Genomic DNA, 18,497 nt, shown 5'->3' on the forward strand with positions numbered 1-18,497 from the left:
AGCGTACATATAGTACGTGAGCACCGGATTTCGAGACAGACGCCATTTGCAGACCAAGCTGGCGATTTTTACTTTATGCGAATTTGGACAGGTCTTGATGACGCGCCTTAATCTCACGCACAGTCTGTGACTGAGCACGCATGACGATGGTGTGGGTCTGGATGTAGTCGCGGGCAAATTTAACGCCGGAGAGCATATTGCCGTCGGTTACACCGGTGGCTGCAAACAGCACGTCGCCTTTGGCCATTTCTTCCATCAGGTAAACTTTGTTCGGGTCTGTAACGCCCATTTTCAGAGCGCGGGCGATCTGATCATCGGAATTGAACTGCAGACGACCCTGCATCTGGCCGCCGATGCAACGCAGAGCTGCTGCCGCCAGAACGCCTTCAGGCGCGCCGCCAATGCCGAGATAGATATCAATGCCGGTTTCATCCGGATTGGTGGTGTGCATAACACCGGCAACGTCACCATCACCGATCAGACGGATTGCAGCGCCGGTTGCGCGTACTTCTTCGATCAGGCGTGCGTGACGCGGACGATCCATGATGCAGGCGGTGATTTCATTGACCTTAACGCCTTTGGCTTTTGCTAGCGCGTTCAGGTTTTCAGTGGCAGATGCGTCAATATCTACAACGCCGCGCGGATAGCCCGGACCAACAGCGATTTTCTGCATGTAAACGTCCGGTGCGTAAAGCAGATTGCCTTTTTCAGCAATTGCTACAACAGCCAGCGAGTTCGGCAGGTTCTTGGCGCAGATGGTGGTGCCTTCCAGCGGATCGAGCGCGATGTCGACTTCAGGACCGTTGCGGGTACCAACTTCTTCGCCGATATAGAGCATCGGCGCTTCGTCGCGTTCACCTTCACCGATAACAACAGTACCGGAGATCGGCAGACGGTTCAGCTCTTTACGCATTGCGTCAACAGCAACCTGATCCGCAGCTTTTTCATCACCGCGGCCACGCAGACGGGCAGCAGCCACAGCGGCGCGCTCGGTCACGCGAACCAGCTCGAGTGTCAGAATACGGTCGAGACCCTGCGGGGTCTGATCTGCAGAATTGGCCATTTAAACAGTCCTAAATTCGTTATCGAAAGATATGCCTGCAATCCGGAATAGTATCGCTGCGCAACGGATACAAAACTGCTGTAGCCGATTATGATGACAGGGGATTGTCAGACATGGTCGCCATCTTTTGGCAAAGTCGGGCTCTCCCTGCAAGGGATAAAGCGCGGGGATAAAAAGTAAATCGATTATACTCGGTTGAAAAACCATCACATTTGAAAACGAGTGATACCGGCAGTGTATTTTCGCAAGAATTACACTGCCGGTATCTTTTGTTATATATCAGACTATTCAGCCCGCAAGCTGTCCGGTTTCTTCAAAGAATGCTTCTGGCGTTTCTACTTCAACCAGCTTATTCTTCACAATCTGCCAGAAACGATTGCCGGTATTGCGCACGAAACTACGGTCATGCGACACCAGCAGACAGGCGGCATCGCTGTTCAGCAGTTCCGCTTCCAGCGCCTCCTGCCCCTCAATATCCAGATGGTTGGTCGGTTCATCGAGAATATAGAAATTCGGATGTGTCAGCCGTAATACCAGCATGGCAAGCCGCGCTTTTTGCCCGCCGGAAAGTCGTGCAACCGCCTTCCCCTGCATATCAATATTCATACCCGCCCCTGCCAGCAGCGAACGCGCTTTCTGATCGCCGACATCAAAACGACGAATGATGGTTTCCAGCGGCGTATGCTTGTCATTGAGTTCCGACAATGCCTGATCGCTATAGCCCAGCACCAGTGACGGCGTTGCTTTAAGCGCCGTGGTTTCTGGCGCTGCACCGGTAATCACATTGCGCACCATGGTCAGCAACCGCGTTTTGCCGGTTCCATTGGCACCCAGCAGCACGATACGGTCACCCGGATTGATCCATAAGCGGCCGGTTTTATAGAGTACGCGATTATCCGGTGTGACCACATCAAGATTCTCAATCACCACCAGTGCACGGGCATGACTGCTCTGCCCTGCCAGCCTGATAACACCGGCAGACCGCTCCAGATGGGCAGGCTTAGCAGCATCTTCCAGCTTCTCAGCACGGTCCTTCAGCTGTTTGGTTTTTATCACCAGTAGGTCACTGCCCGAATTGATACCAATATTATTGAGTTTCGCTGCCTGTTTGCGCAATTGCTGTGCGGTTTTCATATCTTTTTGATATTGGCGCGCATCCGCAGCATCGGCCTCATCCAATGCAACACGGGCACGGCTATAAGGCAGAGCATAGATTTGCGAATTTTCAGGCCGCAAAAACAACGTACGCTTGGTCACTGCATCGAGAAACGCACGGTCATGGCTGCACATAATCACCGCTGTTGAACGCGGCAGATCATTCAGCCAGCCTTCAAGCAAAGCTATTTTCTCCAGATCCAGATGGTTGGTCGGCTCGTCCAGCAGCAACAGATCGGGCTCGGCAATCTGCGTTCGCGCCAGTAAAGCAAGGCGCTGCCAGCCTCCGCTCAACTGCCGCATTGCACGGTCGCGCATATCCTGCGGTACACTCAGATCATCAAGAATAATATCAACGCGCCAGCTTTCATGCAGCTGCGCGTCTTCATCCAGCCCGCTCAGCACCACATTATATAATGAGATATCCAGCCAGTCCTGCGGTACATATTGCGGTACCACACCGGTTTTCAACCCGCGGGCACGGGTCACAATACCGTCTGTCGGTTCGAGCTCACCACTGATCACACGCATCAGGCTGGATTTACCACGTCCGTTGGCGGCAACCACACCAAGACGTTCACCCTCACCGACAACGAGGCTTAAATTACGAAACAGTTCGACAGACAGAGTAAGAGAAAGATTTTGAAGATTAAGGTAGGACATAAGATCAGCTCAGAATTTGCCATAGCCGCACAGAACATCGCATAGATGCGAACTGGTAACGGGATGGCTCAAATCAGATGCAGCATGCTCCAAGCAGAACTGCACCTTTCAGAAAAGGCTGATAAAGACAGATTTTACAGTCTTAATCGGCCCTGCACAAATTAATGAGACAGGGCGTAATCAGGGCCGAATGTGTGATGATGCTGATGTCGCAGAGAAAACATCTTACGGCCCTCCTTTCCTAAACTGCGTTGAGCTGCTCAGAAATTTATCAAATAGATTTTTTACTGACAAGAGCTATCCGCAACAAAAAACCGCCGGAAATTCCGGCGGTTTTATCAGTCTCTGTCTTTATTAGAGCGCCGTGTGCCAGACTTGGCACACAAAGGTCGCTCTAACACTTTAAAATGAGAGCATAATTTTACCTTGAACTGATCCAAGTTTAAGGAATTATGCTCTACCCCGCACGTTCAATGCGGATCATCTGTGGCTTATCGAAGAGATCACCATCTTCGGTAATCGCCTTCAAAGCCTGCTTAACCGCTGATTCCGTCGTTGCATGGGTTACGAGAACAACTGTTTTAATCACAGCCTCTTCGACATTGGCACCCGTACCGCGCTGTACGATAGATTCCAGCGAAATATCATTTTCCGCCATGCGCTTGGCAATCGTTGCAAACACACCGGCGCGATCATGCACATTCAGACGAATGAAATAACCACCGGCATGAGAACGCATTTTCGCGCGCGCTGTCGGCTTCAGATCTTTTGCAGGGGTACCGAAGACCGGCCCGTGCTGGAAGCCCGGACGGCTTTTACCGATATCGGCAATATCACCAATCACAGCAGAGGCTGTGGCATTGCCACCGGCACCCGGACCTGAGAGCAGCAATTCGCCGAGAAGGTCGGTTTCAATAGCCACCGCATTGGTCACGCCATGCACCTGCGCAATGACAGAAGAGGTTGGCACCAATGTCGGATGCACACGCTGCTCCACACCGGTTTCTGTCTTCTGCGCTACGCCCAGCAGCTTGATTTTATAACCAAGCTCTTCTGCCGCGCGGATATCCGCGAGCGAAATATTGCTGATACCTTCCAGATAAATATCGTCGGCGGCAATCTGCGTGCCAAAGGCAATACTGGTCAGCAGTGCCAGCTTATGCGCCGTGTCATTGCCTTCAATATCAAATGTCGGATCAGCTTCTGCATAACCAAGACGCTGTGCATCTTTCAGACATTCAGTGAAGGAAATCCCCTCCTCACCCATACGGGTCAGGATATAGTTACAAGTACCGTTCATAATACCGTAAACGCGCGACACAGTATTACCGGTCAGCGATTCACGCATCGCCTTAATCACCGGAATGCCGCCTGCAACCGCTGCTTCAAAATTCAGCAACACGCCTTTGGCTTCCGCGATTTTGGCCAGGTCCACACCATGATAGGCCAGCAAGGCTTTATTGGCTGTCACCACATGGCGACCGGAATTGAGTGCAGCCTCAACAGCAGCGCGTGCAGTACCTTCCGAGCCGCCAACCAGCTCAACAAAAACATCAATATTATCTGATTTTGCCAGTGCAACCGGATCATCGAACCATTCAATATTGCTGAGATCAACACCACGGTCACGCGTACGGTCACGTGCGCTGACCGCAGTCACTACAATTTCGCGTCCGCATTGCCTTGTCATCATTTCGGCTTTATCGCGCAGAATGCGCAAAACCGATGCTCCTACGGTGCCAAGTCCGGCGACACCGATCCGCAATGCATTACTCATTATTGTGCCTCAGCAATATATACTTAATTCAACGGGCGGGAACTGTATGCTCCCGCCTCACTTTATTCGCTTGGCTCAGGACATTCCCCTGAAGCCGCCTTTTTATCAGGCAGCTCCGTCAGCATTCCCCAAAAAGCGTTTGATATTACGCGCGGCCTGACGAATACGATGTTCGTTCTCCACCAAAGCAATGCGCACAAATTCATCCCCATGTTCACCGAAACCGAGGCCGGGCGCAACAGCTACATCAGCTTTTTCGATCAATAGTTTGGAAAAATCGAGCGAGCCCATGGCACGGTAACGTTCAGGGATCGGAACCCATGCAAACATTGTCGCCTCAGGAGACGGAATTTCCCAACCTGCACGGCCAAAACTCTCGACCAGAACATCGCGGCGTGTCTTATAAACATTACGCACATATTCAATATCGCTGCCGTCGCCGTTCAGCGCTGCCGTTGCAGCCACCTGAACCGGCGTGAAAGCACCGTAATCGAGATAGGATTTGACCCGTGTGAGCGCCGCAATCAGCCTTTCATTGCCAACCGCAAAGCCCATACGCCAGCCGGCCATCGAGAATGTCTTGGACATGGAGGTAAATTCAACCGCCACATCCATTGCGCCCTCAACCTGCAACACCGATGGCGGCGGATTGTTTTCATCGAAATAGATTTCCGAATAGGCCAGATCTGACAGGATGATAATATTATGCTTACGGGCGAAGGCCACCACTTCCTTATAGAAGTCGAGTGTCGCCACTTGCGCAGTCGGGTTGGACGGAAAACTCAGAATCAGCGCAATCGGGCTCGGAATCGAGTGCTTAACACCGCGCTCCAACGAGACGAGGAAACTGTCATCCGGTTTTGCACTGATGGAACGGATGACACCGCCGGACATGACAAAGCCGAAAGTATGGATCGGATAGGTCGGATCCGGACACAGAATAACATCACCCGGCGCAGTAATTGCCTGCGCCATATTGGCGAACCCCTCTTTGGAACCAAGCGTGGCAACAACCTGTGTATCCGGATTGAGCTTCACACCAAAACGGCGCGCATAATAATTGGCCTGCGCTTTACGCAGTCCCGGAATCCCCTTGGATGAGGAATAGCGATGGGTGCGCGGGTCCTGCACAGCCTCACAAAGCTTATCAATAATGCCCTGCGGTGTCGGCAGATCAGGATTGCCCATACCAAGATCAATAATGTCGGCACCCGCCGCTCGCGCACTCGCCTTCAGGCGGTTAACCTGTTCGAAGACATAAGGTGGCAGGCGACGGATTTTATGGAATTGTTCCGACATATCTCTCTTCCGTTTAATTAAAATGCGATGCAGCATAATCTTGTAAAACTGCACGGCTGTTAAAAGTCCGGATCAGTACGACCCGAATCCAGAGTGCCAAAACAGCACTCCGATCTGTAAATTCTAAAATGCGAATAAATTTATGGCGTATCAAAACGCCTGTCGTCAGATCAGCCTGTTACTCGGTGGCTTCGATTGCCTTTAATGTGGCATCAGTTTCCGCCTGCAACTGGCGTTTGCGGGCTTCGATTTCCGCTCGGCTTGATCCGGTTGCGGGTGCACTTCCCTGACGCGCCTTGGCGCTGCTGAGGCTACCGGTAATCCGGTCTTTTTCCTCAAAGGTCAGCTGCTTGGTTTCACCGCGCGGCATAATCCCGAAATTCGGATAAGCTCCGGTACGCAGCGCACCCTCTTGCGGCACACCGGCAGAAGGCCCGCTTGTGCAACCCGCGAGCGCCACAGCAGCCACGGCAAACATTGCATTACGCAGCGTTGCGAAGTGATGTGTCTGTTGTGCGCTCATAGAGGAAATTCCCTGCATATCGAATTCTGGTCGTAACTCTGGCCGAATAACCGGACAATAAACGTATAGACGCATTTCGCAACAGGAAGCTTTCATTTCCGCCGTGAAAAACACTCTTATTTACGTCATTCTGCCAAGTCTGCCCGCGAACACGAAATGTAACAATTGTTATTGTTTTGAAAAGAATTGTTACAGGGCATAACTTGCGCCCCAATTAATAAAGAATTAACAATTTTTGCGACGAAAACAGTCATTCCGCATATATTAATAATAGCCAGAATTTTGCACAAACGGAGCCTCTTTACAGCCCTTTGTGCCAGCAGTTGCACAGGAAACCTTTGATTTGAGTTCAGTTTCCGCAGATGCACTCAGACAAGTCGCAGCATAATGAAGGGTCTGCTTTGTTCGATACGATAAAACGTATACGAGAAAAAAACGCTCAGCTTTTCTGCGGCTCAGCTATCATTCTCGCTTTAAGCATCAGTGGCTGTACCACATCTTCCGGCACATCCCTGCTGGAAAGCGTCGCCAATGATACGACTCTGGCCGAAAATAAATCCGGCGATTCCGCTTCTGATACTCCGGCGGCAAATACAGCCTCCGCTGCAACCGCTGCGACAAAAGCTGCTCCGGCCTCTGCCACAACAACAGAAGCTGCAAAGCAGATGACAGAAGCACAGACAGAAAAACCGGTACAGGTCGCCTTGGCTGATACAGCCGCCGCCGCAACCAATCAGATTGTACAGACACCGGAAACCGCAGCCCCTGCCGAACAACCGAGCACACTGGCTGCACTTTTCGGCACACGAAACAAGCCTACTGCTGCTTTAGCAGCGATTCCGCAGGCAGAAGCCGCAACACCGGCGACAAGCCAGACAAAACCGCAGGATAATGCCGCTCTGGCCGAAACTGCCAAGCCGGATGCAAGCGCAAATACCGCACAAACTCATGCAATTGACAGAACAAGCCAGAGCGCAGGCGCGGCAGCCCGTCTTTTCTCACCGGGCAAAAACAGTGTGCGCGGCAGCGGAAAACAGGAAGCTACGGTTACAGCTTCTGCCACTCCTAAAAGAGCAAGCGACTATAATTATACGCTGCCGGGTGTGCGTGCGAATGGCGGCGTAGAGATTCGCCACAGTAATAAAGTGTTCGACGAAAGCGATATTGATCTTGATGAAGACGATTTCAGCGCGCCGGTAACACTCGCCTCCGCAGGCGGCATGGCGCGTCTTGCGCCGAACGGCCTGCGCACCCAGCATGATAAAGTGCAGGTTTCCTGCCTGAAACCGCAGCTGGTCTCAATGATTAAACGCCTTGAAAGCCACTACCGCAAACCGGTTGTCATCACCTCCGGCTACCGCAGTCCGGCGCACAACCGTTCGGTCAGAGGTGCGAAACGCTCATTGCATATGTCGTGTTCAGCGGCCGACTTGCAGATTCCAGGCGTTTCCAAATGGGAAATCGCCCGTCAGGTACGCACATGGCCAAGTCGCGGCGGTGTCGGCACCTATTGCCATACAGAATCGGTACATATCGATGTCGGGCCGGAGCGCGACTGGAACTGGCGCTGCCGTCGCGGCTAAAAAATACTGTCAGACAAATCATTTTACAGGCCGGATCAGCTATCTGATTCCGGCCTGTCTTCATTTTCTGAACCGCTCTGGTGATTTGTGCGGCAGATTTGCATTTATTTGCAGGGCAAAATGGCACCCGAACACGCCTCAGCTCCCGTCATTCAGCGCTAAACACTTAATTCCACACGACAAAAGCAGCGCTTCCGTGGCTTTATTCACAGGCAGATCGCTGCCAAATGAAAAAAATCTGCATTTTTTGCAAATTTCTTATTTTACCCACTTGCACGATAAATATCATGCCGCTATAAGCCGGTTCACCAGCAGGCGCCCATCGTCTAGCGGTTAGGACAGCGCCCTTTCACGGCGCAGACAGGGGTTCGATTCCCCTTGGGCGTACCATCTTCTCCAAGCTGATGAAGATGAATGATCTCAGGATCAGATATAAAACCTCCCCTTCTGAACTAAATCAAAACACTCGAAACCGAACTTCATATTGCGCTTTAATCCGCCGCGATTCTGATTCCGGCTGTTTCGTTGCTTTTTCATAAGCATCAGATTTTTTTCACATATTTTGTATTTTTTTGCATTTTCCCTATTGCGCATTCAATACGGCTTAGCTATACAGCGCTCACCGGCAGGCGCCCATCGTCTAGCGGTTAGGACAGCGCCCTTTCACGGCGCAGACAGGGGTTCGATTCCCCTTGGGCGTACCACTTTCTCTCTTGAGAAATTCAGTTTTCCGGAAACAAATCTCCCAAAGACAGATTTCAGTTTTGCATTCAGATCAGCTTTGATCTAACCAGAAACATGCTTTTTCCTTCTCCCCTTATTCGCGGCACATTATTGCAGCGCTATAAACGCTTTCTGGCGGATATCCGGCTTGATAGTGGTGAACTGATTACCGCATCTGTGCCGAATACCGGCTCCATGCGCGGCCTGACCACGCTGGGTTCAGAAGCATGGCTTAGTGTATCCGACAGCCCGACTCGCAAATATGCCCATACGCTGCAAATCGTTCAAGCCGACGACACTTTGGTCGGAATCAATACCGGTCTGCCGAATAAAATTGCTGAGGAAGCGATCCTGTCCGGTATGATTCCGCAATTATCCGGCTTCACCACGCTCAAGCGCGAACAAAAATACGGGCAGAACTCCCGCATTGATTTATTGCTTCTTGGAGAAACGCATCAGCAGACCTATGTAGAGGTCAAGAATGTGCATTTTAAGCGCACAGGACAACTGGCAGAGTTTCCCGATAGCGTAACTGCCCGTGGTGCCAAACATCTCTTTGAGCTCAGCGAGATGGTCAAAGCCGGTCACCGCGGTGTTATGGTCTTCGTTATTCAGCGTCAGGATTGCGATTCTCTGTCCATATGCGGCGATCTTGATCCTGCTTATGCCGCAGCATTTGCGAATGCGCGGCAGCATGGGGTTGAGGCTTACGCAATTCGGTGCCACATAAGTCCTGAATCAATTATCGCGGATCAGACGGTTCCCGTTCTGAACCTGTAAATCTTTTGCTTTGCCTTAGTCGCAAGGCAGCCAATTCCGGTACAGCCTGAGTGCTGTCCTAACATATATACGGATCACCCGATGGTAACCTATGTCAATGCCGACAGCGCCCCGCTTAAATATACAGGCCAGATCAAGCTTTACGGACCTGAAGGTTTTGCAGCGATGCGCAAGGTCTGCGCAATCACATCCGAATGCCTTGATGCGCTGAACGATATTGTCAAACCGGGCGTCACCACCAATGAGATCGACCGTTTTGTCTTTGAATTCGGTGCCGATCGCGGTGTGGTGCCTGCCACGCTGAATTATCGCGGCTATACCAAAAGCTCCTGTACTTCGATCAACCACGTTGTTTGTCACGGTATCCCTGATGACAAACCGCTGCGCGAAGGCGATATTCTCAATATCGACATCACCTTCCTGCAGGATGGCTGGTATGGTGATTCAAGCCGTATGTATGCAGTCGGCCAGATCAAGCGCGCTGCCGAGCGCCTGATGGAAGTCACCTATGAAAGCCTGCTGCGCGGTATTGCAGCTGTGAAGCCCGGTGCAAAAACCGGTGCAATCGGCGCGGCCATTCAGTCTTATGTAGAAGCGGAACGCTGCTCTGCCGTTCGTGATTTCTGTGGTCACGGTGTGGGACAGTTATTCCATGATGCCCCGAATATTCTGCACTATGGCAAAGCGACTGATGGCGTGGAAATCCGCGAGGGCATGATCTTCACCATCGAGCCGATGATCAATCTCGGCAAGCCGGATGTGAAAGTGCTGAAAGACGGCTGGACAGCCGTAACCCGCGACCGCTCGCTGACAGCACAATATGAGCATACAATCGGTGTGACCAAAGACGGCTGTGAGATTTTCACACTGTCGCCGAAGGATATTTTCTTCACCACCGGCAACAAATAACAAAATGGCCGCGTCCTCTAATCGAAGACGCGGCCATTTTATTCGGATTAAGCAGACACCAATATATCGATTGCACTCCCCAATTGCATCTCATGTTCGCCCTGCTCTGCTGTACGGCTGACAACATTCAGCACTGTCGACGCAGCATTACGTGCAGCTTCTGTTAGAGTGCAGCCATGAGCAAGATTGGCCGTCAGCGTGCCGGTGAACAAATCACCGGTTCCCACCGGTACAATGGGCACACGCGGCGAAGTCAGTCTTGTCACTTCCCCGCCTTCAAACACCACATTCTCCAGTGAGCCATAAGGCGTATCGGGAAACACACAACCCGTCGCAATCAAACGCACATTGTTGAACGCCTGTATTTGCTGCACCTTTTCCCGCAAAAGATCAAAGGATGAAGCGTCGCTTCCGGTAATCAGCCCGACTTCAAACTGATTGGGTGTCAGGAGATCGGCCAGCGGCACCAGCTCATTGATAATACAATCCACCACCGGATCGGCAACAAACACCCCCAGCCCCGTATCACCCATCACCGGATCACAAATATAGATGATTTCCGGATTGATCTTACGCGCCCGTTTGACGAAATCCGCAACAACCTCGCCATTGGCACGCGAGCCCAGATAGCCGGAGACAATATAGCGGCTGGTACTGATTAAGCCGCGCTCTTCCACACCGCGCAGCAGGTCACTCACCAGTTCCGGCTCCAACACACGTCCGCGCATAGTTTCATAGCCCGGATGGTTGGAGAGCAATGTGGTCGGCACTGCCGCAACATTCAGCCCGCGCGCCTGCATTGGCAGTACCGCAGCACTATTGCCGACATGGCCGTAGACAACCTGACTTTGAATAGAAATCACCGATGTCTGCATTGATAATGGCTGCGACATTACTTTACTCCTTCTTTGACAGTGACCAGCGCTTCACGATCCCGCTTCGGTAACTGTCCGTTCAGCAACATATAAGCAACCAGACCAATCACTAGCCCCCAAAATGCCCCGCCAATACCGAGCAGATTAATATTGGCAGCGGAGGCCAGAAAAGTGATTAAAGCCGCTTCACGGGTTTTCGGATCAGCCAGCGCGCCTGCCAGACTGCCGCCAATGGTGCCGAGCAGAGCAAGACCAGCGAGCGTGGTGATAAATGTTGATGGAAAGGCCATAAAGACCGCAGCAAGCGTGACACCGAACACGCCTACAAGCACATAAAAAACACCCGCAGCAATACCAGCGACCCAGCGTTTACGCGGGTCCTCATGCGCTTCACGCCCCGTGGCAATCGCAGCGGTAATCGCAGCAATATTAAAAGCATGGGAGCCGAATGGCGCCATGATCAGCGAACCGAGGCCGGTAACTGTGACAATCGGATTGGCACTGGTTTTAAAACCGTCATTCCGCAGCACCAACATGCCCGGCATATATTGACCGGTCAGCGTGATGAGGAATAGCGGCAGTGCCACACTCAGCAGCGCATTCAGCGAAAAGACCGGCATTGTAAACACCGGTGCGGCCAGTGTGAGACTAAGGCCGGAGAAATTCACCCGTCCCTGCACCAGCAGGAAACCGATGCCCAGCACCAAAATCCCGACCACCGCATAGCGTGCAGTAAAGCGCTTGAGCAAAACATAGGCCACGATCAGCCCGCCAACCAGCAGCGGATCAATGGTTGCACCACCAAAGGCACCGATACCGAATTGAAGCAAAATACCGGCCAGCAAACCGGAAGCGATACTTGCCGGAATAAGCCGGATCACTTTCTCGAATGTACCGGAAAGCCCCAGCACGACAAAAGCAAGCGCCGAGATAATATAAGCACCAACCGCCTCTGCATAAGGCGTTGTAGCGAGTGCAGTAACCAGAAAAGCCGCCGCCGGTGTTGACCATGCGGTGATGATCGGCTCGCGAAAATGCCAGCTCAGCATCAGCCCTGTCACGCCGACACCAATAGACACAGACCAGACCCATGACGCTGTCAGCTCAGGGCTGAGACCGGCAATTTTCGCCGCCTGAAACACCAGAATGAAGGTGCCTCCGTAATTAACGATCACAGAAATCAGCCCTGCAACAATAGGATGGGTCAGATCGCTGAAACGCAAAGGAGATGGTGGCGGAATAGTCTGAGACATAAGACGGGCTCTCTTCAGTAGGCTGTGACGCTGCCGGTTCTGCATAAAGCCGACGGTCACAGGATGGTCATGATGCGCTTGACTTTTAACCCGTGAATGGTCTGTTATCTCCATCCACTTATCGCCTTGGAGCCAGACCAATTGTTCAGGCACTCCCAACTTGAATCCGTCAAAGCATGGATTGCCCATCCGGCTCATGCCACGATTCCGCTTCATGCACGGATACAGCGCGCCATCCGCCAACTGATCGTCAATGGTGCATTGGCATCGGGTAAACCGCTCCCCGCCTCCCGCACTTTGGCAAAATCGCTGGATGTCTCGCGGGACACGATTGAGGCTGCCTATAGCCAGCTTCATGCAGAAGGCTTTATTGAACGTCGGGTCGGCAGCGGCAGTTTCGTGGCTGAGATGACTGACTTCTCTGCGGGACGCAGGCTTTCTCAACGGGATGCACTGGCACGTAATCAGGCACCAAACCTGAGCAAACGCGGCAATGCCATGTTTCGCAGCGGCGGCGTGCGCGAGCAATTGGTTCCCCGCCCTTTTGCACCGGGCCTGCCGGAAACCCGCAGCTTCCCGATACAACTCTGGGAGCGGCTTGAACGGCAGGTTCTCAAAGAAACCGGCACGCAGGCACTGCTGCACGGCAATCCGCAAGGCACTGAGCCGCTGCGCCGTGCGATTGCCGATTATGTCAATCTGGAGCGTGGCGCCCGTGCCACCGCTGACCGTGTGCTGGTGCTGACCAGTTCACAGCAGGCACTCACACTCTGCGCCAATATGTTGCTGGATGCAGGCGACAGTATTTTCATTGAAGATCCGGTCTATTACGGCGCTCGCAGAGCTTTTGATGCGGCGGGACTGATCCCCGTACCAGTTCCCGTTGACCGGCAGGGCATTATTGCCGAGCACATTCTCGAAGACCCGCTTAAAGCCAAAGCCGTGTTTCTCACCCCGTCCCATCAGTTCCCGACCGGTGCTACGCTGGCGCTGGACAGACGTCTGGCTTTGATCGAATGGGCATCCCGCCAGCAGGCTTGGATTATCGAAGACGATTACGACAGCGAGTTTCGCTATACGGGCAAGCCGACAGCCTGTGTGCAGGGGCTCGATCCCCATGACCGCACCATCTATATCGGCACTTTCACCAAATCTCTGTTTCCGGGTCTTCGCATTGGCTACATCGTGCTGCCGCCGCAACTGGTTAAACCCATGACAGTCGCCCGTACCTTGCTGGACGGTCATACAGCATCCGTGGCTCAGCTTACCCTTGCCCGTTTTATGGAGGGCGGACATTTCGGTGCGCATATCCGTGCCATGCGCAATATTTATGCCGAGCGTCTTGAGGTTCTGACAAAACTCGTCGGGATACATCTGAGCGAATTTATTGAACCGCGTGTACCAATCGGCGGCTTGCAAATGCCGTGCCTGCTGATCTGCGAAATATCGGAGCGTGCAGCCATTGATGCCGCAAGACGTGTCGGCATCGAATTGCTGGGGCTCTCCCCGCTTCATGCATCCGGCTCAGGCAGAGCCGGTTTTCTGATGGGTTTTGCGGCCTATACACCCGCGGAGCTGGAAACCGCCGTTAAAAAGCTCAAAACAGCTTTTCAGAACATCAAAATCTGAAACTTCAAATGGCCTGCCAGTGAATTCAAAAGTGGCCGGTCTAAACCAGCCATTTCTATACTATGCTCTGTGTCGTATTTTGCCTGCACTCAAGGCAGTAAGACTGAAAGACACATGCCATGGATCAACTGCTCACACCGCTTTCTGCCGAAGATATTGCCCGCTTTGGTGAAACACCCGCAATTCGCTTTGCGCAGAATTTGCAGCTGGTACAGGAACGCATTGCTGCGGCAGCCTTGCGCAGTGATCGCAGGCCAGAAGATGTGCGTCTGCTACCGGTTACCAAAACTGTTCCTGCACATATTCTGCGCTATGCGTTTGCCGCAGGCATTACAGATTTTAGCGAAAACAAACTTCAGGAAGCCCGCGATAAACGTGAGAAACTCGATGATCTTGCGATTAACTGGAGCATTATCGGCCATCTCCAGACCAATAAGGTCAAATATCTCACACGTTTCGCCACAGAGTTTCACGCGCTCGACAGTATTCGCCTTGCGGAAGAACTGAACCGCAGATTGGAAAGTGAAAACAAAGATCTGGATGTCTTTGTGCAGGTCAACACATCCGGTGAAGAGAGCAAATATGGTCTGCATCCCGATGATCTGCTGCCATTCATCGAGCGCCTGCCCGATTATCCGCGTCTGAAACCCCGCGGCCTGATGACCCTTGCTTTGTTCAGCTCTGATCTTGATAAAGTACGTCCATGCTTCCGGCTTCTGCGCAACCTGCGTGATCAGGTGGCGCAGCATCATTCCGGTATCACCAAGCTCTCAATGGGCATGTCCGGTGATTTCGAGGCGGCGATTGAAGAAGGCGCGGATATTGTCCGCGTCGGTCAGGCAATCTTTGGCCCAAGGCCGACTGCAGATGCTTTTTACTGGCCGGACCTGACAGACACAACACAGCAATCAGCTCAGCCATAAAAACAATTTAAGAAATATAATCAAATACTTAAATTGTTAAACTGCCTCTTAAAACCTATTTTCCGATAGACCATTCTGAGATTTTCCGTTTAATCTGCAAACGGAAACCGCTCATCCCTGCGGTAGCCATCTGTGCATTCGGGGGCACGTTGCAGTATGGCAAATAAAATTGCGTCAGCGGATGAGACAGATCTGTTTCCGCCTGCTGATGAGAGACTTCATCTGCAGATATTCAACGAGGCTGGCATAATGCAACAGCCTTCCGGCCGCTTGTCTGTGCCTGCCGGAACAACCGAAAACCATCCGGTTTGTACGGCAGAAACACCTCCGCAACCGGAACAACCTGTTAAAGCCTCTGCAACTGCAAAGAAAAACAAGCCTCATTATAGCGGCCACCGTCAGCGTCTGCGCGAGCGTTTCAACAATCATGGCGACGACGTTCTGGCCGATTATGAGCTGCTGGAGCTTTTGTTGTTTCGCACCATTGCGCGGGCAGATACCAAACCGCTGGCCAAAGCTCTGCTCAACCGGTTTGGCAGTTTTGCCGGTGTGCTGGGGGCAGAACCGCAATTACTAAGGGAAGTTGCAGGCTGTGGTGAAGCCGTGGCACAGGATATCAAACTGCTCAATGCCTGTGCCCGCCGCTCCGGCAAAAGTGAAATCATGAAAAAGGATGTGCTGGATTCCTGGAGCAAGGTCATTGCCTATTGCATGACCTCAATGGCCTATGAAAACCGTGAGCAATTCCGCATCCTGTTTCTTGATAAAAAAAACCGCCTGATCGCCGATGAAATACAGCAAATCGGCACTGTCGATCATACACCGGTCTATCCGCGCGAAGTCATCAAACGGGCACTGGAACTGTCCTCTACTGCCCTGATCTTATTCCACAATCATCCGTCCGGTGACGCAACACCATCCCGCGCCGATATTGATATGACTAAGGTAATTATCTCAATTGCATCGCCGCTAAATATCGCTGTCCACGACCATATTATCATCGGAAAAGCCGGCCATATCAGTATGCGCGGCCTCGGACTTATCTGAAAAATTACGCACAAAAATCCGGTTAACCCATTATTAATTATAAACAAAACAATAAGACCGGCTTAACAGAAACATGACATAAACAAACCAAATTGGTCACAATTAACCGGCATAACCGGCTCAAAGGCGCAAGACTAAAAAGACTCGGGCGCCAGACAAATTTCAAGATTGCCTCACATGGCAAATACGGAGCCGGACTATGCGTCACTTTACACTTATCAGCACAGCAGCACTCGCGCTGGCACTTACACAGGCTTCTGCTTTCGCAGCAGATTCCTTCAATAATGACTATAACTACAATGACAGCTCATCGAGCTATGATGCGCCTGCGACATGGGAAGGTAACTATGTCGGCGCGCATCTCGGCACCACTTCTTCCAAAACACCAAGCCCGTTCTCCAGCCGTACTTCGGCAATGGGCGGTATCGTCGCCGGTAAGAATTTCCAGTCCGGCAACTTCGTTTATGGTGGTGAAGTCGAAGGCAACTTCGGTGAAGCGGAACATAAAATTCAGGATGGCGGCCGTCTGCAGCAGTCATGGAGCGGTGTAGCCAAGGTGAAAGCCGGTTATGCCATGGACAAGACTCTGGTTTACGGTACTGTCGGTTATGGCCTGACCCGTTTCAAACCAAAAGACAATGTTACATCCGACAGCAAATGGGCTGGCGGCGTACAGATGGGCGTTGGTGTTGAGCAGCAGCTCTCCGGTCCGTTCTCTGTCAAAGCAGAATATAATTATATGCGTCACAATGGTGTAAAAACCAGCGTGAATGACACACGTTATGAAAACAATCTCAAGACCCACACTCTGAAAGCCGGTGTTAATTACCGCTTCTGATTCTTGATTATTTGAACAAAACAAACCAAAGCGCCGTATTTTCTTAAATACGGCGCTTTTTTCATATTTTCAGATTTTTTGCTAAAATACATTGATTTTATTATAAAAAACAAAAGCTTGAATAAGCGTATCCATTCTGAATATGGTTTGTTTTTTCAGCATAGATCTATGCAAATTTTGCATTCCCTCACCTGATTAATGTCAGGATAATAACTTTTTCGATGCATTTTCCTCTTTGTCTTCGTCATTTTCACTGCTTTTTTGTACGCGCCTTTGCGCTGTCTCAACCGGTCAACAGCTTGATCGTGCCCCGCAGCTTGACTTGAACAGGCTCCCTGATTTTAAAGTTAAGCTGAGGAAATTGGGAATTTAATCATGCAAGCAGTTTTTGACGGCCATAATGATGTGCTGCTTCGTCTTTGGGAGAACCGCAATAAAGGCGAAGATCCGGTAAAGGAATTTATCGAAGGAACCACGCAGGGTCATATTGATCTGCCACGCTCCCGCAAAGGCGGCCTTGCCGGCGGTCTCTGCGCCATTTACATTCCCAACCCTGCTACCGGCGAAACAATTTTCGACGAACCGGACAGCAATGGCCATTACGACACGCCGCTTGCTGCCCCGCTTGACCGCACCTATTCCTTCGACATCGCCAGCGAATTTATCGACATTGCCTATAAGCTTGAGCGTGCAGGCGGATGGAAAATCTGCCGAACCGGTCAGGATATCGACAATGCCATTGCAGACGGTGACTTTGCAGCCGTTCTGCATATGGAAGGCTGTGAAGCACTCGACAAGGATATGAAGGCGCTGGAACTGTTCTATCAGGCCGGTTTGCGCTCGCTCGGCCCTGTCTGGAGCCGCCATAATATTTTCGGCCACGGCGTACCGTTCTCCTATCCGATGAGCCCTGATACCGCACCGGGACTGACCGATGCCGGTAAAGAGCTGATTAAGGCCTGCAATAGCCTCGGCATCCTGATCGACCTGTCGCATATCACTGAAAAAGGCTTCTGGGATGTGGCCAAACTCAGCAATCAGCCTTTGATTGCCAGCCATTCCAATGCCCATACCCTGACACCGGTTGCACGCAATCTCACCGACAAACAGCTGGATGCAATTGCCGAGAGCAATGGTCTGGTCGGCCTGAACTATGTCACCACTATGCTGCGCGCAGATGGTCAGGTGAATACGGCCACACCGATGAGCGATATGGTGCGCCATATTGATTATCTGGTAAAGAAAGTCGGCATCGATGGTGTGGCGCTCGGCTCGGATTATGACGGCGGCCCGATACCGGAAGGTATTACGGACGCTGCGGGTACACAAAATCTCGTTCAGGCGCTGCGGGAAGCGGGCTATGGCGAGGATGATCTTGCAAAAATCTGTCGTGAAAACTGGCTGCGTGTGCTGCGCTCTGCCTGGCATGAACACCACTGAGCAATCATAAAAAAGCA

At 51.8% G+C, this 18,497-nt stretch carries 15 protein-coding genes and 2 tRNA genes; 10 read left to right on the forward strand and 7 right to left on the reverse strand.

From position 1 onward, the window contains the following. Positions 1–73: 73 nt before the first annotated feature. The 5 genes from glpX to K1X45_RS04355 form a co-directional block, all read right to left on the reverse strand. Entirely contained in the window at positions 74–1,063 is a 990-nt protein-coding gene (gene glpX, locus K1X45_RS04335; protein ID WP_022710910.1) for a class II fructose-bisphosphatase, read from the reverse strand. A gap of 288 nt (positions 1,064–1,351) precedes the next feature. After that, positions 1,352–2,881 (reverse strand): ABC-F family ATP-binding cassette domain-containing protein, encoded by a 1,530-nt coding sequence (locus tag K1X45_RS04340; protein ID WP_220159917.1) that lies wholly within the window; start codon positions 2,879–2,881, stop codon positions 1,352–1,354. A 457-nt stretch (positions 2,882–3,338) separates the two neighbouring features. Further along, positions 3,339–4,658: a homoserine dehydrogenase gene (locus tag K1X45_RS04345; RefSeq protein ID WP_220159918.1), complete on the reverse strand. Its 1,320-nt coding sequence runs from the start codon at positions 4,656–4,658 to the stop codon at positions 3,339–3,341. A 105-nt stretch (positions 4,659–4,763) separates the two neighbouring features. After that, complete coding sequence (locus tag K1X45_RS04350; protein ID WP_022710907.1) at positions 4,764–5,957, reverse strand: LL-diaminopimelate aminotransferase; 1,194 nt, start codon at positions 5,955–5,957, stop codon at positions 4,764–4,766. 178 nt (positions 5,958–6,135) lie between these two features. Next, the gene (locus tag K1X45_RS04355; protein WP_022710906.1) at positions 6,136–6,480 is read right to left on the reverse strand and encodes a hypothetical protein; all 345 of its coding nucleotides are present in this window, start codon (positions 6,478–6,480) and stop codon (positions 6,136–6,138) included. Between the two features lie 401 nt (positions 6,481–6,881). On the opposite strand from K1X45_RS04355, the gene K1X45_RS04360 reads away from it, so the two are divergent. From K1X45_RS04360 to map, 5 genes are all read left to right on the forward strand, one after another. Then, complete coding sequence (locus K1X45_RS04360; RefSeq protein WP_255560561.1) at positions 6,882–8,063, forward strand: YcbK family protein; 1,182 nt, start codon at positions 6,882–6,884, stop codon at positions 8,061–8,063. Between the two features lie 315 nt (positions 8,064–8,378). Continuing rightward, positions 8,379–8,453 (forward strand) — tRNA-Glu (locus K1X45_RS04365). Positions 8,454–8,692: 239 nt separating this feature from the next. Further along, a tRNA-Glu gene (locus tag K1X45_RS04370) sits at positions 8,693–8,767 on the forward strand. 94 nt (positions 8,768–8,861) lie between these two features. Then, entirely contained in the window at positions 8,862–9,566 is a 705-nt protein-coding gene (gene sfsA / locus K1X45_RS04375) for a DNA/RNA nuclease SfsA (RefSeq protein WP_220159920.1), read from the forward strand. An 81-nt stretch (positions 9,567–9,647) separates the two neighbouring features. Continuing rightward, entirely contained in the window at positions 9,648–10,475 is an 828-nt protein-coding gene (gene map / locus K1X45_RS04380) for a type I methionyl aminopeptidase (protein ID WP_022710902.1), read from the forward strand. Between the two features lie 47 nt (positions 10,476–10,522). Here the strand turns inward: map and pdxY are convergent, their stop codons facing one another. Both pdxY and K1X45_RS04390 read right to left on the reverse strand, forming a co-directional pair. Then, positions 10,523–11,368: a pyridoxal kinase gene (gene pdxY / locus K1X45_RS04385; RefSeq protein ID WP_220159921.1), complete on the reverse strand. Its 846-nt coding sequence runs from the start codon at positions 11,366–11,368 to the stop codon at positions 10,523–10,525. Next, positions 11,368–12,603 carry a benzoate/H(+) symporter BenE family transporter gene (locus tag K1X45_RS04390; protein WP_220159922.1) on the reverse strand — a complete coding sequence of 412 codons (1,236 nt, stop codon included), beginning with the start codon at positions 12,601–12,603 and terminating at the stop codon, positions 11,368–11,370. Before K1X45_RS04390 ends, pdxY begins: the two co-directional genes overlap by 1 nt. Positions 12,604–12,744: 141 nt before the next feature. Between K1X45_RS04390 and K1X45_RS04395 the strand changes: the two genes are divergently transcribed. The 5 genes from K1X45_RS04395 to K1X45_RS04415 all read left to right on the forward strand — a co-directional run bounded on the left by K1X45_RS04395 (position 12,745) and on the right by K1X45_RS04415 (position 18,480). Continuing rightward, positions 12,745–14,232: a PLP-dependent aminotransferase family protein gene (locus K1X45_RS04395; protein ID WP_220159923.1), complete on the forward strand. Its 1,488-nt coding sequence runs from the start codon at positions 12,745–12,747 to the stop codon at positions 14,230–14,232. Positions 14,233–14,351: 119 nt separating this feature from the next. After that, the gene (locus tag K1X45_RS04400; protein WP_220159924.1) at positions 14,352–15,155 is read left to right on the forward strand and encodes a YggS family pyridoxal phosphate-dependent enzyme; all 804 of its coding nucleotides are present in this window, start codon (positions 14,352–14,354) and stop codon (positions 15,153–15,155) included. Between the two features lie 276 nt (positions 15,156–15,431). Continuing rightward, positions 15,432–16,202: a DNA repair protein RadC gene (radC, locus tag K1X45_RS04405; protein WP_370627141.1), complete on the forward strand. Its 771-nt coding sequence runs from the start codon at positions 15,432–15,434 to the stop codon at positions 16,200–16,202. A 199-nt stretch (positions 16,203–16,401) separates the two neighbouring features. Continuing rightward, positions 16,402–17,040, forward strand: coding sequence for an outer membrane protein (locus K1X45_RS04410; protein WP_116087651.1), 639 nt, complete (start codon positions 16,402–16,404; stop codon positions 17,038–17,040). A 375-nt stretch (positions 17,041–17,415) separates the two neighbouring features. Beyond that, on the forward strand, positions 17,416–18,480 hold the full coding sequence (locus K1X45_RS04415) for a dipeptidase (protein WP_220159926.1): 1,065 nt from the start codon (positions 17,416–17,418) through the stop codon (positions 18,478–18,480). Positions 18,481–18,497: the final 17 nt, after the last annotated feature.

It is taken from the genome of Pseudochrobactrum sp. Wa41.01b-1, assembly GCF_019464455.1.
Lineage (GTDB): Bacteria > Pseudomonadota > Alphaproteobacteria > Rhizobiales > Rhizobiaceae > Pseudochrobactrum > Pseudochrobactrum saccharolyticum.

What these genes read in the sequence shown, in the direction of transcription:
- glpX (WP_022710910.1), bottom strand. Translation starts at nt 1,063, where the DNA reads ATGGCCAATTCTGCAGATCAGACCCCGCAGGGTCTCGACCGTATTCTG.
- K1X45_RS04340 (WP_220159917.1), bottom strand. Translation starts at nt 2,881, where the DNA reads ATGTCCTACCTTAATCTTCAAAATCTTTCTCTTACTCTGTCTGTCGAA.
- K1X45_RS04345 (WP_220159918.1), bottom strand. Translation starts at nt 4,658, where the DNA reads ATGAGTAATGCATTGCGGATCGGTGTCGCCGGACTTGGCACCGTAGGA.
- K1X45_RS04350 (WP_022710907.1), bottom strand. Translation starts at nt 5,957, where the DNA reads ATGTCGGAACAATTCCATAAAATCCGTCGCCTGCCACCTTATGTCTTC.
- K1X45_RS04355 (WP_022710906.1), bottom strand. Translation starts at nt 6,480, where the DNA reads ATGAGCGCACAACAGACACATCACTTCGCAACGCTGCGTAATGCAATG.
- sfsA (WP_220159920.1), top strand. Translation starts at nt 8,862, where the DNA reads ATGCTTTTTCCTTCTCCCCTTATTCGCGGCACATTATTGCAGCGCTAT.
- map (WP_022710902.1), top strand. Translation starts at nt 9,648, where the DNA reads ATGGTAACCTATGTCAATGCCGACAGCGCCCCGCTTAAATATACAGGC.
- pdxY (WP_220159921.1), bottom strand. Translation starts at nt 11,368, where the DNA reads ATGTCGCAGCCATTATCAATGCAGACATCGGTGATTTCTATTCAAAGT.
- K1X45_RS04390 (WP_220159922.1), bottom strand. Translation starts at nt 12,603, where the DNA reads ATGTCTCAGACTATTCCGCCACCATCTCCTTTGCGTTTCAGCGATCTG.
- K1X45_RS04400 (WP_220159924.1), top strand. Translation starts at nt 14,352, where the DNA reads ATGGATCAACTGCTCACACCGCTTTCTGCCGAAGATATTGCCCGCTTT.
- K1X45_RS04410 (WP_116087651.1), top strand. Translation starts at nt 16,402, where the DNA reads ATGCGTCACTTTACACTTATCAGCACAGCAGCACTCGCGCTGGCACTT.
- K1X45_RS04415 (WP_220159926.1), top strand. Translation starts at nt 17,416, where the DNA reads ATGCAAGCAGTTTTTGACGGCCATAATGATGTGCTGCTTCGTCTTTGG.